This is a genomic window from Parabacteroides faecis (assembly GCF_014647375.1).
In the GTDB taxonomy this organism is placed as follows: Bacteria; Bacteroidota; Bacteroidia; order Bacteroidales; family Tannerellaceae; genus Parabacteroides; species Parabacteroides faecis.
In genome coordinates, this window is record NZ_BMPB01000006.1 from 237,966 (window position 1) to 253,931 (window position 15,966).

Here is a 15,966-nt window from a genome sequence, read left to right on the forward strand (position 1 = left end):
ATGAAAACAAGAAATTATCTTTTTCTGTCTGCACTATGTGCATTGATGTCTTTTTCTTTCGTCGCCTGTGATGACGACGATGATAACAAACAAGACGAAGGAGTCCCTACCGGTGTTGTAACCGATGTGAAATTTACTGATACCGATAAAAATGCCTCGAAGATTGGAGGAACGCTTAGTTGGACTGCTCCGACTTCTGTGGAGGATATTACAAAGTATGTACTTTATCTTTCTTCTGATGGAAATGGTAAAGATACGAAACTGGGAGAAACGGCAGTTGGAACAAACAGTTTCACGGTTCCCGATGATACGGATTTCGCTTCTTATATCCTTGTAATCGCGGCTAATGCCAAAGGCGAGTCGAATGCTATTGCCAAAGTACAAGTGACTGATTTCACAGAAGAACCCGTACCTGTTTTACCGGGAGTCTATTTCATGAACTCAGGAAAATGGCAATCTAATAATGCTACGTTAGATTATTATGATCCTAATACAAAAGAACTGAAAACAAAAGTATTTGCTTCTGTCAACGGTCGTGGATTAGGTGATACAGCCAATGATATTATGGTTTATGGCTCTAAAATGTACATAGCCGTAAGTGAGTCTAATACAATTGAGATTACAGATGCTACTGCTAAGTCATTGAAAACAATTTCACCGAAAGATGATAGCGGACAACCTCAGTCTCCCCGTTATCTGGCTGCTTATGAAGGAAAAGTATATGTAACGCTGTTTGACGGTCATTTGGCAGAGATTGATACAACTTCAATGGAGATCACAAAGAAAACGAAAGTAGGTCCTAATCCTTATCAGGTTCGCGAGGTAGGTGGAAAATTGTATGTTGCTAACTCTGGTGGATATAATCCTGTAAAGGACTCTACTTTATCGGTTGTCGACCCGGTTTCTTTCACCGAAGAAAAAAAGATCGTTGTAGGTTTAAACCCTATGTATATGAATGCTGACAGTGACGGGGAACTTTATGTGGTATGTGGTGGTAATTTTGCAGATGTGAAGGCTTCCCTTCGACGTGTTGATTTGAAGGCTGGAACATCAACTTCTCTTTATACAAACGATAATATTATGATGGGAATGGCTGCTGATAAACTATATGTCATCCAATCTGAAAATGATGCAAACTGGTTGCCTATCAATACACAGTTCGTTTCTTATGATGCGAAGAGCGATACGGAAACTTCAAAGAATTTTATTACCGACGGAACAGTTGTGGATGGTGCTTATAGCCTGAATGTAAATCCGGCTACCGGCGATATTTATATTGGTACTTCCGATTATGTAAGTACCGGAGATATGTTTATCTTCTCGGCTGAGGGTAAAAAGATCAATCAATTGGCAGTCTCCGGTCTTAACCCAATGGGAGTAGGCTTTCTTAAATAAGAAAAGAAGGTAAAGGTATAATGAAGCTTTATAAAGTTTTAATAGGTTTGATGCTTTGTTTCACATTCGGTTGTAATGTGAAACAAAGTTCATCTGACCGTCAATCCCTCTCTTCCGACACCATCCGGTATGCTCAGGGATTTACGATTCAATATTTCGATGACTATGCCTCTGTCGAGGTCCGTGATCCGTGGGATAGCACCCGTATTTTGCAACGGTATCTTCTGGTAGACCGTGAGCAATCGGTACCGGACAACTTGCCGAAAGGAACCGTTGTGCGTACCCCTATCCGGAATATAGTTGTCTATACGTCTGTCCATGCTGCCATTATCGACCAACTGGGAGAGGTGGATAAGATAATAGGTGTTTGTGAACCCCGTTATATGGATACTCCTGCTATTCAGGATGGTTTACGTGCCGGGAAAATAGCCGATCTGGGGGAGGCTACAGCGCCGAATATCGAAAAAATCATCGATATAGGGGCGGAGATCATTATCGCTTCCCCTTTTCAGAATGCAGGATATGGACCTGCCGAGAAACTGGGTATTCCTATCATTGAGGCTGCCGATTATATGGAGTCGTTGCCTTTAGGACGTACCGAATGGATACGTTTCTATGGATTGCTATTCGGTAAGGAAGCGATGGCCGATTCAATCTTCCGGGAAACGGAAGACCGGTATCTGAAGTTGAAGGAGCTGGTAAAGACAGTCACTAATCGCCCGACCGTTATCTCAGAGAAGAAATTCGGCTCTTCCTGGTACATGCCGGCGGGAGACAGCTACATAGCCCATCTGTATACCGATGCCGGTGCCGATTATACCTTTAAAGATCTTCCCGGAGCAGGCAGTACACCTCTGTCTTTCGAAACTGTGCTCGATAAAGCCATCCATGCCGATATATGGCTGATCAAATATAATCAGGCAAATGATATGACATACAAAGACCTGCGTACCGAGTATACTCCCTACGAGAACTTTGATGCCTTTAAGAATCGTCGGATCTATACCTGTAATACAGGTGTTGTTCCTTACTATGAGGAGTTCCCGATCCATCCGGACTATCTGTTGAAAGATCTGGTGTGGGTATTCCATCCCGAACTATTGCCCGGTTATACGCCGCGTTATTATCGGAAGATGGAATAACACAATTCTTCCTAAAAGTTTTTCGGATTTATTTGTTATTTGCAATAATAACTTGTAATATCCTGTTTCTTAGAATATAACGCCATTGCAAATACCTCTTTTGTTTGCAATGGCGTTTGTTATATACACAAAGTTTTCAAAAAGTATCTGCCATCTGTCACTTGATGGTGTAATATTCATGTTATCAAGTAATAAAGTGTTGCAGATGCTTCTTTTTATCTGCAACCTTATCTGTCATCTGTCACCTACATCATTGTGGAAAACTATGTGTAAGTAGGTAGGCAACTGCCTGTTAATATGGGAGATACTAGCAGAAAAGACCCGACCTATTAAAACTACCCCGTACAGGGTAGCCTGATAGAGTGTACAGATTGGCTTTGTGTGATGTACAGGGTAATTTACCCGGGTGTACAAGGTGGGAATAATATCTTAGATCTTAGCATTTAGTTCCTCCCGTCTTAATACATAAAAGCTGCTAGAGGGGCTTCTACTATCTCCTTGTTGGTATTACAATTTCTTACTTTTAGAAATAATTGAACTATCCGAGCAGGCGATCAGTCATACATAAAACATGCTTAGTTACAGGTTCATTTGCCGTTGGTTTTAACCAACGGATTAGTAAATGCTCTCTCTCTTTGGACTTTAGTCCCATTTAAGCAGTCTCTCTATTGAAGAGAAATGTGGCTGAAGCCAAAAAAGAGAGAAAACTTGTAAACCGTCAGTTAAAACTGACGGCAAATAGACCTGTAATAGCTAAGTCACTTTGATTATGGGATAGCTCAATTCTGATAATAATTGAATCTATTGCCAGCAAAATAACAAAATCCCCGGCCTCAAGGACTGAGCCGGGGATTTTCTGTAGTTTGGCATTTGAATTATAGGGAGTTGTTATTTTTGGTCCGTTACGCGTAACCATTCAGCATTCCGTAGAAATACATCGGTTTTAACATGTAAACTTTCAGTAACCAGGCCGCCCATTGTTCTTTTGATGTGTCCAGCATGCTGAACGGGAACGAGGTCTCCGGTTTTTTATCGTAATTGAACTCGCACAAAAGTACGTGTCCATAGTCTGTTACGATCGGGCAGGCAGCGTATCCGTCATATTTCTCAACGGGTTCTTTGCCTTCCATCAGCGAGATCAGGTTTTTAGCAGCTACCGGTACTTGTTTACGTACAGCGGCAGATGTCTTACTGGTCGGTATACCCGCCACATCTCCTAAGGAAACGATGTTCGGATATGTCTTGTGCACCAGTGTCGTTTTATCAACCATCACCCAGGCATCGGCAGCCAATTTGCCTTCTGTCCATCCCAGTCCGGCTTCGCGAACAAAATCCGGAGCCGACATAGGCGGTGTGAAGTGCAGGAAATCGTAATCTTCTATGAAAGGAGTGATCACTTTTTCTTCTCCGACTGTTTCCACCTTTTCAAAATGTACTTGTTTGGCTGACGTATCAACTCCTTTTACACGCACGTTGAGATTGATGGGAATATTACGTTCCTTATAAATCTCCAGTAAGCGGGGAGTATAAAAAGGAATATCATACAGCTCTTTCGCTGCCGTGAAGTAATCCAGTTTCATGTTATCCCGTGTACCCCGTTTGCGGTTGTAATCGTCTGTCAGCAAACAAATCTTTTTCGGTGCTCCTCCGCATTTATGCTTCGTGTAAGTATCTGTATAGATACCACGTCCGCCTGTCTTGGAGAATTCCTGAAACGCTTTCCAGGTTTTTTGTGCACCTTCGAAATCATATATACTATGAGCGTTGCCCACTCCTAAAGTATCGTGTGTAATACCTTCGACTTTTTCCCAGTTCGTTTGTACTCCCGGAGTCAATACCAAAAAGTCGTATGGTACTTTTCCGTTATTTTTAGTTGTTACCTGGTTCATCACCGGATCGACCGCAGCAACAGAATCTTTGATCCATTTTACTCCGCTGGGAATACAATCCTCTTGTTTCTTCCATACATCGTCCGGTTGATAAACCCCAGAGGCGATTAAAGTGAAACCCGGTTGGTAGAACTGTCGATCGCTCGGGTCGATTAATGTAATATCCGGACTATCCAGCCAGTGCATCAAACGTGCTGCCATGCTGATTCCGGCAGCCCCTCCGCCGATAACGACGATTTTTCCTTTCGCATTACTTGAGAATGCATGAACTTGTTGTGTACCCGCAGCAGTTATAACGCCTGCTGCTGTTAATATTTTGAGAAAATGACGACGACTGATACCGTGCCTTTCCAACTCTTCCAGCTGCTCTTCCACATCGTGTTTCATCATGTCTATAGAAATTAAGATTTAAATGCACTGGCAAAGGAAATACATTTGGAAATATTTTGGCGAAAAAGTACTACTACACTACTTGCGCAAATGTTTGGAGTAAGGGGAATGACTACATCAACGCTTTCTCATAGCTACTACAAGGTTACTTAGTAGTCTGTAATTTAGTTGTTTAGGTAAATACTAAATATAGAATAATATTTTTAGTAATTCATAAGGAAGTCTATCAGATTGGTGTCTCCGTCCAGTGACAGACGCTTTCTTAACCGGTAGCGTCGCAATTCTATCGCACGTACGGATACATTTAGCAGGGATGCGATTTCTTTTGTAGATAAATTCATACGAAGCAAACAGCAGATACGCAGGTCTCCGGTCGTTATATCATCATATTGCTGGCGTAAGCGGTCGATGAAATTACGATGTGCACTGTTGAAATGTGTCTCAAATAAAACCCAGTCCGCCTGATCGTTCAGTGACTCTTCCATCAGGCTTTTCATTCGGGCATAAAGTTTGTTGGGATAACGGTCGCCCAATATCTCTTTCTGGTGCTCCAGCTCATCCAACAGCTTTTGTACAGCCTGGTTTCGTTTTACCAAAGCGGAAGTCTGTAAAGACAGTTCATTGTTCTTATTCTGTAATTGGGCTTCCAGCATCTTGCTTTTCATCTCCTGTATTTTCTGCTCTTCTGCCTGCCGTTTGGCATCCAGCTTGCTCTTTTCTTCCCTTTGCAGGTTTTTCAGGTGATAACTGAGCGTATATTTAGCGATCAGGGCTGTGGCAATGATGTAGATCAGCCATGCCCAGATCGTATTATACCAGGGAGGACGTACTGTGATCGGAATAGCGATCTCCGGGTACGGACCTTTTACCACGTATTTACGTATCTTAAGCTGATATTTGCCTTCCGGAAGTTGCAGGAAAGAAATCTCTCCCCCCTTTTGCCAGGGTGACCAGGTGGAAGAAACACCTTCTATCATATAGCTGATCTGGTGGTTCGGGGTAAAAATCGTACTGCCTACATACACAGTCAGCTCCTGAAAGTTATGTGGAAGCGTGATTTTCTCGGAGTTTACAGGCAGGTTATGATCGCCGTTTTTATCGATATACTTTATTTCCGATATCTTTAAAGGAGTCGAAGAACCGAGGCTGCCCTCTATCAGTTCGCGTATATTCACCAGCAAGACGCCTTGCATGGCAGAGATCAGATGAAGCGAATCGTTTAAAGGATATATCTTACGATCCCTGTTAACCAGGTTCATATTATAGTTGCTGAGCAACAGGCGGCATTTTAAAGTTCCTTTGCCCCCGTCATTGTGGAATAGAGCCGCTTCGTTCTTTGTGCACAGCCAATACAGGTTGTCGCCGATCGGATAGATCTCTTCCGCATGGGCAAATTCGCCCAATGATTCGGGATCATTGAATACATTCTTGACTTGTAGCGAATCGAAAGCTCTGTTTTGCGGGAGGTTATGGAATGTTTCTTTCTTTATATCGACCGGTTCGAAATTGTCTCCGGCTTCCAGTGTCCTTTTGAAATATCCTACGTTGGTCTGTATATACAGTGTGTCGTTGAACAGTGTCGCATTCTTTAACTTTCCTATCTGACTCCGTTTCCCCAGTTGGATCAGTGGAGATGAGAACGATATTTGCGAGATCCCGTTGTCGAAAGCGATCCATATCTGTTCCGCATCCTGGATGCAGATAGCCCGTATGATATTGTCGGGCAGTGACTGGTCATGGGTGGACAGATGGCGCAGGATCGTCCCCTCCGGGCTTGTGATATACAATCCGTTATTAGTCGTTCCGATAAAATACAGATCGCCGATCGTCGTGAAGACGGAAGGCTGGGCATGCAGTATCTCGTCGGGAAGAACGAACGGGATAGAGGCGGGAGGTTCTTTGAATTTGACTTCGGCAGGTATTTTAGTCAGTTTATGATAGCGCATCACTCCCAGATGATCGCGTGTCCATCCTCCGAAAGAATTTTCGCTGATGGTATAGATCGTGTCGTTCAGGAAGGTGACGCCGTTTATGATGGCATTGTCCGGTGTCTTATAATGTTTCCAGGTGTTTCCGTCGAATGTAAGCAAGCCAGAGTTATTCGCTACATAAAGTACGCCGTCAGACGCGACCGATAAGCCCCAGTTCTGGCAACTGGCTTTATAATCATCTACAGTAAAGTTTTTAACGAAAAGATTAGGGACGGCTACCGATGCATGCGCGACGAAGAATGTCAGCATGAATGTCAGGAACAATAACGGTAGTCTGTACATAGGCACGAATTAAAATTAAACATGTAGAGACAAGGTAAAACCCTGTCTCTACAGTATTGTTGCCACAAATATAATAAAATATTTGCTTATTTGTAATCCTGCCAGTCTTTGATCTGGATATCTTTTACATCCATTGTGCAGAATGCTTCGATAAATGCACTAGCCAGACGAGCGTTGGTGATCAATGGGATATTATGATCGATCGCTGCACGGCGGATCTTGTAACCGTTGGTCAGCTCGCGTTTGCTATGATCTTTCGGGATGTTGACAACCAGTTCGAATACATGGTTGCTGAACATATCCATGATATTCAGGTCGCCCTGTTCATCCGGCCAGCATACGGCTGTCGCTTCAATTCCGTTTTCATTCAGGAATTTAGCGGTTCCGGCTGTACCGTAGATCTTATAACCCTTGTCATTCAGTAAACGGCAGGGCTCCAGCAAATCGACTTTGCTTTTGGCTGCACCTGAAGAAACCAGGACATTCTTTTTCGGAATATTATTACCTACAGCGATCATGGCAGAAAGCAAAGCTTCGTTGAAATCGTCGCCGATACAACCTACTTCACCGGTAGAGCTCATATCCACACCCAGTACAGGGTCAGCTTTGTGCAGACGGGCGAATGAGAACTGAGACGCTTTTACACCGATCCAGTCGATGTCGAAAGCACTCTTATCCGGTTTTGTATAAGGAGCATCCAGCATGATGCGTGTTGCCGTTTCGATGAAGTTACGTTTCAGCACTTTTGAAACGAACGGGAAGCTACGTGAAGCACGCAGGTTACATTCGATAACTTTCACGTCGTTGTTCTTTGCCAGGAACTGGATATTGAACGGTCCGCTGATGTTCAACTCTTTAGCGATCATCTTGCTGACCTTCTTGATACGGCGTGCCGTTTCGAAGTAAATTTTCTGAGCCGGGAATACCAGTGTAGCGTCACCGGAGTGAACTCCGGCAAACTCGATATGTTCGGAGATTGCATATTCTACCACTTCACCGTTCATGGCTACTGCGTCAAACTCGATTTCTTTTGCTCCCTGCAGGAATTCGGATACGACAACCGGGTATTCTTTAGATACCTTAGCAGCCAGGTTCAGGAACTCAATCATCTGCTCCTTGTTGTGGCAAACGTTCATCGCAGCACCGGAAAGTACATAAGATGGACGGATCAGGATCGGGAAGCCCACCTTTTCGATGAAAGCATCGATTTCTTCCATACTGGTCAACTCTGCCCAAGCTGGCTGGTCGATGCCTAGTGTATCCAACATGGCTGAGAACTTATGGCGGTTTTCAGCGCGGTCGATTGACAGCGGAGAAGTACCCAGTACCGGTACATTCTGACGATACAGCTTCATTGCCAGGTTGTTCGGAATCTGTCCACCTACGGATACCACTACGCCTTTCGGCAATTCCAGGTCGATCACGTCGAGTACACGTTCGAAAGAAAGTTCATCGAAGTACAGACGGTCGCACATATCGTAGTCGGTAGAAACCGTTTCCGGGTTGTAGTTGATCATGATCGATTTGTAACCCAGCTTACGAGCAGTCTGTGCCGCATTTACCGAACACCAGTCGAACTCAACCGAAGAACCGATGCGGTAAGCACCCGATCCCAGGATCACCACGCTCTTGTCGTTCTTGTAGTAAGGGATATCATGTTCGCTACCGTCGTATGTCATATACAGGTAGTTAGTCAGTTCCGGATGTTCGGAAGCGATTGTGTTGATACGTTTTACGCTCGGCAGGATACCCATTTTCTTACGCAGGTTACGTACACGGATATTTTCTTTCTCCATATTGCCTTCCGGATCTTCTACATAACGTGCAATCTGGAAGTCGGAGAAGCCCAGGCGTTTGGCTTCTTTCAGAACATCTTCGGGCAGATCTTCGATCTTATTATATTGAGATAATACTTTCGTATAGTCTACGATATTCTTCAGTTTTTCGAGGAACCACGGAGTGATCTTTGACAGTTCGTGGATGCGTTCTACCGTATAGCCTTCTTCAAGTGCTTTTGCGACAGCGAAGATACGCAGGTCGGTCGGGTTAGCCAATGCATCGTCCAGGTTGTCGAATTCCACGTCGTTGTTTCCAACGAAACCGTGCATACCCTGTCCGATCATACGCAGACCTTTCTGCATGATCTCTTCGAAGCTCTTACCGATCGACATGATCTCGCCGACAGATTTCATGCTTGAACCGATCAGGCGGCTTACACCGACAAATTTAGTCAAGTCCCAACGCGGGATCTTCACGATCATATAGTCAACTTCCGGAGCTTTATAGGCTGAGTTCGGAGTTCCCATTTCACCGATTTCATCCAGGCTGTAACCCAGTGCCAGTTTGGCTGCCACAAAAGCCAGAGGATAACCGCTAGCTTTGGATGCCAGTGCGGAAGAACGGCTCAGACGGGCATTTACTTCGATCACGCGGTAATCGCAAGTATCAGAATTGAATGCATATTGGATGTTACATTCGCCTACGATACCCAGGTGGCGGATTGTCTTGGTCGACAATTCTTTCAGCAGGTCCAGTTCTTTGTCTGTCAATGAACAGGTAGGAGCAACCACGATACTTTCACCGGTATGTACGCCCAGCGGGTCTACATTTTCCATGCTTACAACGGTGAAGCAATGGTCGTTTTTATCGCGGATTACCTCGAATTCAATTTCTTTCCAGCCTTTCAGCGATTCTTCCACCAGGATCTGTGTAGAGTAAGCGAAAGCGCTTTCTGCCAGAGTACGCAGTTCTGCTTCGTCTTTGCAGATACCGCTACCCATACCGCCCAGTGCATAAGCGGAACGGATCATTACCGGGAAACCGATCTTGTAGGCCGCTTTTACTGCATCGTCCATCGTTTCCACAGCCTGGCTTACCGGAGTTTTTACGTCGATTTCATTTAATTTCTTTACAAACAGGTCGCGGTCTTCTGTGTACATGATCGCTTCAACAGAAGTACCCAGTACCTTTACGCCATATTTGGCAAGTGTGCCGCTGGTGTATAACTGAGTTCCGCAGTTCAGGGCAGTCTGGCCACCAAAAGCCAGCAGGATTCCGTCCGGTTGTTCTTTTTTGATCACTTCTTCAACAAAATACGGTGTGATAGGCAGGAAATAAACCTTGTCTGCTACCCCTTCTGATGTTTGAATAGTTGCAATGTTCGGATTCAGCAATACGGTACTGATACCTTCTTCTTTCAGTGCCTTTAATGCTTGTGAACCGGAGTAGTCAAACTCGCCGGCCTGTCCGATCTTCAGGGCACCCGAGCCCAGAACAATCACCTTTTTGATTCCAATCTTCGACATAGTAATTGGGTTGTTTTGTTTATTAATTTGATTTTATAGAATATTATACCTTTAATAATCGCCGTTTCGGGACACAAAAAAAATGCGTTAGTAAAAATAACCAACGCATCCTATATAAACAAATTATAATCCCGTAAATTAAAGAAATGAGCTTCAATGTCCGGCGTTGAACCGGAGATAAACATCGGATTACACTTTTGTACCTTATTTGTCATGAAACTCTTCCTCACAAAATTTCGGCAAAGATAGGGGTTATAATTTTAATGTGCAATAAAAATGAAGGGAATCGTGGCTTTAAAATGACTGCTCCCGAAGAAGCTGATAGACTTCCTCTTTCATTTGTATGGTTGTTTTACTGTTCACTACCGGTTTTTTCGTCAATACGGAGTGGGCCGCCAGCCGTAATTTCTCCGGATGATAGTAATTGGTTTCTGCATACAACTTAGTCAATCTGTAATAAGTCTCGATTTGTTCCGGGAGGATATGCAGGCATTGCAACAGATACTTCTCCGCCTGTTTGTACAGGCCGAGTTGCTGGTGGCTTTCTGCCAGGATATAATAGAATTCAGGATTGGCACTCAACCGGATTGCCCGGCGGCTCCAAACGATGGCATCCGAATATTGTCTGCACTGCAGAAAACACCTGGCCCCTTCCTGCAGGAATTCTATCTTATGCGAAAGATGTGGATAGAGACACATATATCCTTGTGCGGCTACTTTTTGCTCGTCTTTTTGTCCCAGTGTCCGTAAAGTTTTCCACTCTTTGTATGGCTCATAGTAACTTCGCTGTCCGAAGAACAGGATACAGGCGACTAATGCGGCAAAAGCTCCGATATGCGGACAGTTTTTCGGTGAAGACTTTTGTATGCTCTCCGGTCGTGTGACGCACATCGCCGAGAAAAAGATGAGTAATATCCAGAACGACGGTAATTGTAACGGATAAGAATACATGGAGAAGAGCGATAAAGCAAGGATCGCACCGGTAGCCCCGACTTGTTTGTTCTTTAATCCGTAATAAAGGCAGAACCCTATCCACAGGGCAAAAAGAAGCAACCCGGCGACTCCGAATTCAAGCCCCATCTGTAGATAGTCGTTATAGGCGAATTTGGGACAGCCGGCTGCTGCGAGTTCTGTATCCGATGCTTTTCCCGATGCAAAATAATCAGCTTGTGTCTGGGCAAATAATGCCGGGAAGCCTCCCATGCCAGTCCCTGTAACGGGTTGGTTCAGGATCGCCTTGGTGGTTACGTTCCACATCAGCATCCGGTTGGCGGATTGGTCGGGATGAAAGATCCCACCCAGAGTAGGGAGTAATGAAATGATCAGAAACAGGATGACACAGCTGAAGATCACGCTCTTGTTATGCCTGATCACTCTCTTTTTCAATAATTCCCATCCCGATTTTCTAAGGAAGAAAACCCAGCAGCAGGAAGCTCCGGCTGCCAGCCATGCCGGTCGGCTCATTCCCCCCGGAAGGGCTATCATAATAATCGCTATGGCAAAGACCGCCAGATAGAAAACCATGGTTCTGGCCTCCCACCAGGCCATCTTGTCACAATTGCGGAATCGTAGAGCCAGGTTCAGGCAAACAGGTAAAATGATCGCCAGATATCCGGAGAAAGGAGTCGGGTTGAAAAGAAGTCCGTCCGCCCTGAGAAGCGGATGAGCCGTAGAAGGAGAGCCGTATAAATGTCCCATTCCCCAGATCGCTTCAAATATGCCTGTACATATAAGTATAGACATAAAAAAAAGCCTTAGTTCGGAATGAGTTTGCAGAACGGCCCGTAACATAAACCATAGAGTGCCTATTTGACCGGCAAAAAGGAGTCTTTCGGGTTGAGGGTCAAGTTCACGGTCATACGTGAACAGGATAAGTACAATAAACAGTAATAAAAGCCCATCGGGTAATGAAAAAGTAAAGTTACTTTTTTTCACTGTGGCTTCCATAAATAAAACACTGAATGCTAGTAATAAAATAGAGAAATGAAACCAGAATATTTTTCCGGTGATGGTTCCTTCAGCGATTTCAGGATTGGCCGCAAACACGATGCACAAAAGTAACGCTCCGCTCGTAGAGAGGGATAATAGTCGTAGATACTTAAATAAAACTTTCATCTTTAATTTATTTTAGGGTGATATCGGACTCCACTTCTGTAAAATTTTAGAAGATGTTAATTAAAATGCATCAAGCTCTGACGTCCTCTTTTTTATTACTCATCAGCTCCTGCATAAAACATTTAAGACATAAGAAGGGTTTGGATAATTAACAAATCGTCCAAGATTATCACAAAATTAGGAAAGAAAAACAGTTATTAGTGGTTAATTCTTTACAAGATGATCATTTCTTTAACGTGAAAATAGGCAGGTATATAAAGATACCCAGGATAGACATGGTCAGTCCTCCGATCGTACCGGCAGCCAGTGGGAACCAGAACGCTTCTTTATCCGGACCTAGCATGAACGGGATGAATCCCAGTATAGTAGAGATTACAGTAAGGAAGATCGGTGTTATTTTGGCATTCCATGCTTTCAGGTATAATCGCCAGAGAGGCATTCTCGGTTTGGCTTCGCGTAACTGGTTGAATTCGTTCAGTATGTAGATACTGGCGTTTACCGTAATACCGCATAACAAGACGAACGAGGCAAATCCTCCCTGGTCGAAATTCAGTTTGAACCAGTAGAACGTCAGGAACACGCCGATATAAGATATCGGGATTACGAAGATAACCGCCAACGGCTGTTTCAGTGAGTTGAACAGGATACTGGTAGTAAAGAAAATGATGATAATGATCAACAACAACAGCAGGTATTGTTTATTATCTTTTGTATTCCAGCTCCAATAATAACTATCCGCTTTGGCGGTATAGCCCATCGGAAGTGAAGCATTGAACTCTTTCAGTACACGGTCCCGTATTTTGTTTCCCTGGTTGGAAGCACCGATGTACTCATACTGAAGGCACAGGCGATATTGTTGGTTCACTTTGGCTACTTTCTGCGGCATCTGTCCTTTCTCGACGGTAGCCAGCTCTGACAGTTTATAAGGTTTACCCTTGATGCTTTGGGGAACATACTGCATGCTCCAGACGTCATAGTCTGTGGCCTGGCGTGAACTGAGTTTCAATTTCTCCGTTTCATTATCGACAACGATCGTGCCGCTGTAAATATCTTTACCGAACACCGGATTAATAGAGGCGAACAGTTCGATTGGCAGAATATTCTCCTGTGCCATCCGTGCCTTGTTCAGATTGAAATAGAACTCCTGGTAATCGTCTTTCCACCACGAAAATTCTGAATTGATAAGTACTTCTTTAATGCGCCGGAAGGTGAGAAGCTGTCCTTTCAACTGTTCTGCCCATTCGTACAATTCATCATAGTTATATCCGTACATCTCGATACGGAAGGAGCCGGCACTCTCCCGTACGTCATTATTGAATCCCTGATCCTGAAGACCATATACCCCCCAGCTACCGCCTCCCAGTTCCAAAGCCTTGCTGATGATCTTGCTTTTAAGCGTATACGGGAAACCGCTCCGTTCCGCCGCTTTGGTGAAATAGATACGTATTCCGGCTTGTCGTGCACTGTATATATTCGTCTGGAACTGGCGAATATCTTTGAATGTACTCAGGTAGGCTTCCATGCGTCCCATCAACTGGTTCATCTGTTCCAGCGTGGTACCGTTCGGCATTGATGCAGTGACGGAAAGTACTGTTTCGTCATTGCGGGTAAAATAACTGCCGTCGTACACTTTCTGTACGAACAGACGCAATGTTCCTCCCAGCGCTTTGTCGATGACCGGTTTCACTTTCTCTTTATAAGTTTCACCGGAAACGATTTTGTTATATTTCTCTATGAGTAATGAGTCTGTTGCCGTATATGTCTTTTCTTTATCGTCCATCTCGATTTTCTCAGGTAAGAGAAATACAGGTAATCCGAAAACCAGAACCAATACAACACATGCCGTCTTTTTCCACCGGCAGAGGAAACTGATCTGTGCCCGGTAATACCGGTTGAAATAGACCGGGAATCGTCTGAGCGCTCTGTTTCCCCATTTTCTGATCCGGGCAAAACGGACTGTTTTGGGTTCAGCCGATAAAGCTGCTTTTCGTTTTGCATTTTTCTTTTGTCCTAATCCCAGCTTCTCGATCAGGGCAGGAACAAAGAACAGGGCGATAGCCAGTGATACCGCCAGGTTGATGATCACCACGGCTGCAAAATCCTGCAGGTTCAACCGTATCTTTTCATCGAGGAAGAAAATGATGACAAGGGCACCGATAGTCGTCAATGTAGCCGTCAGGATGGAAAGGAAAGCCTTCCGGTTGTGGCGGTTACGTATATGGTCGGTCATTACGATCGTATTGTCTATCACCAGACTTAACGAGATCGTGACACCGGCCAATGAGTAAAGCTGCATTTCAAGTCCTGCCAGATAAAAGAAAATAACGGCAATACAAAGATTCACGCTCAGGCTGACAACGATCAGGAACAGGTAACGTACATTCCGGGTGATCAGCAGAACGAACAGTAACAGGATCAGGATAGTAAGTCCGGTACGTATATAGATCTTATTCAATTCATTCTGGATGAATTCGGTCGCATCGTAGCTGGTATGTATCTCATATCCCTGCGGTAATAACTGGCGGATATGTTCCATTTCCTTTTTTACCTGTTTGGCAAGTTCCAGCTGGTTAGCCGTTTCTTCTGCCCGGATAGAAAGATAGATCGAGTTCAGCCCGTTGATACGGTAATAACTTTGGGGGGCTTCTTCCTGCCGGGTCACTTTCAGCAGTTGGTCCAGGCGGATCAGTTTTCCCTCTTTACTGGTCACGGTGATGTGGGAAGCGTCGAAACCGTTCTGCACATTATCCGGTATCAGGGCAAGGCGTATCCATTCCTCCTGTTCATTCGTATTCATATTTCCTGTCCCCAGGAACTCTTTATTATAGTACTGGCCGATGGCTGTCTGTATATCCGTGGTCGTGATGCCGAGCGAAACGAGTTGCCGGCTGTCGTATTCCAGACGCCATTCCATAGGCGTAGCCCCCCGCACGTCGATTCGGTAGATGCCGGAGATACCAGCCAGATGCGGCTTGATCTGATCTTCGGCGAACCGCTGGATAAAGATAGGTGTGGCTGCCGCGTTCAGTGTATAAGTCATGAAAGGACCTGATTCCTTGTCATCCGGTCGGCTCATTTCCAGTATCGGATAACTTAATCCGTCGGGCAGGCTCGGCCATGTCTGGCGGACGATCGTCGATGCCTCGAAGCGGGCGGCGTCGATGTTCGTATGCTTATCCAGTTCCAGTGTCACATACCCGAAACCGTTACCGGAGGTTGAGTTGATCTCCTTGATCCCTTTGATACGTGCCAGCATCGCTTCCAGCCGCGACGTCACTTCCATCTCGATCACACGAGCCGAGTTACCGGGCATGCTGTAGCTGATAGTCAGCCTGGGCAATGTGCGTGAGGGAGACAACTTGATCGGCAGGAGAGGAATGAAAGCCAGTCCTGTCAACGCCACACAAAGAAAGGTGACGATGATCGTAAAGGATGATATTTTAGGAGATGCACTCAT

The 15,966-nt window shown here is 44.8% G+C and carries 7 protein-coding genes; 2 read left to right on the forward strand and 5 right to left on the reverse strand.

What is annotated here, in order from left to right; genetic code table 11:
- Together IEY67_RS10100 and IEY67_RS10105 are read left to right on the forward strand one after the other, a co-directional pair.
- Nucleotides 1–1,395, forward strand: a complete 1,395-nt coding sequence (locus IEY67_RS10100; protein ID WP_183668332.1) for a DUF5074 domain-containing protein — start codon at nucleotides 1–3, stop codon at nucleotides 1,393–1,395.
- Nucleotides 1,396–1,415: 20 nt separating this feature from the next.
- Nucleotides 1,416–2,537: an ABC transporter substrate-binding protein gene (locus tag IEY67_RS10105; protein ID WP_183668334.1), complete on the forward strand. Its 1,122-nt coding sequence runs from the start codon at nucleotides 1,416–1,418 to the stop codon at nucleotides 2,535–2,537.
- A gap of 902 nt (nucleotides 2,538–3,439) precedes the next feature.
- Here the strand turns inward: IEY67_RS10105 and IEY67_RS10110 are convergent.
- The 5 genes from IEY67_RS10110 to IEY67_RS10130 form a co-directional block, all read right to left on the reverse strand.
- Nucleotides 3,440–4,816, reverse strand: coding sequence for an NAD(P)/FAD-dependent oxidoreductase (locus tag IEY67_RS10110; RefSeq protein ID WP_183668336.1), 1,377 nt, complete (start codon nucleotides 4,814–4,816; stop codon nucleotides 3,440–3,442).
- A gap of 203 nt (nucleotides 4,817–5,019) precedes the next feature.
- Nucleotides 5,020–7,089 carry a ligand-binding sensor domain-containing protein gene (locus IEY67_RS10115; RefSeq protein WP_183668338.1) on the reverse strand — a complete coding sequence of 690 codons (2,070 nt, stop codon included), beginning with the start codon at nucleotides 7,087–7,089 and terminating at the stop codon, nucleotides 5,020–5,022.
- Nucleotides 7,090–7,175: 86 nt separating this feature from the next.
- Nucleotides 7,176–10,394: a carbamoyl-phosphate synthase (glutamine-hydrolyzing) large subunit gene (carB, locus tag IEY67_RS10120; RefSeq protein WP_183668340.1), complete on the reverse strand. Its 3,219-nt coding sequence runs from the start codon at nucleotides 10,392–10,394 to the stop codon at nucleotides 7,176–7,178.
- Between the two features lie 294 nt (nucleotides 10,395–10,688).
- Entirely contained in the window at nucleotides 10,689–12,509 is a 1,821-nt protein-coding gene (locus tag IEY67_RS10125; protein WP_183668342.1) for an O-antigen ligase family protein, read from the reverse strand.
- 223 nt (nucleotides 12,510–12,732) lie between these two features.
- Nucleotides 12,733–15,966: an efflux RND transporter permease subunit gene (locus tag IEY67_RS10130; RefSeq protein ID WP_183668344.1), complete on the reverse strand. Its 3,234-nt coding sequence runs from the start codon at nucleotides 15,964–15,966 to the stop codon at nucleotides 12,733–12,735.

Coding starts and splice junctions, on each gene's coding strand:
- IEY67_RS10100 (WP_183668332.1), top strand. CDS start 1: ATGAAAACAAGAAATTATCTTTTTCTGTCTGCACTATGTGCATTGATG.
- IEY67_RS10105 (WP_183668334.1), top strand. CDS start 1,416: ATGAAGCTTTATAAAGTTTTAATAGGTTTGATGCTTTGTTTCACATTC.
- IEY67_RS10110 (WP_183668336.1), bottom strand. CDS start 4,816: ATGATGAAACACGATGTGGAAGAGCAGCTGGAAGAGTTGGAAAGGCAC.
- IEY67_RS10115 (WP_183668338.1), bottom strand. CDS start 7,089: ATGTACAGACTACCGTTATTGTTCCTGACATTCATGCTGACATTCTTC.
- carB (WP_183668340.1), bottom strand. CDS start 10,394: ATGTCGAAGATTGGAATCAAAAAGGTGATTGTTCTGGGCTCGGGTGCC.
- IEY67_RS10125 (WP_183668342.1), bottom strand. CDS start 12,509: ATGAAAGTTTTATTTAAGTATCTACGACTATTATCCCTCTCTACGAGC.
- IEY67_RS10130 (WP_183668344.1), bottom strand. CDS start 15,966: ATGAGTGCATCTCCTAAAATATCATCCTTTACGATCATCGTCACCTTT.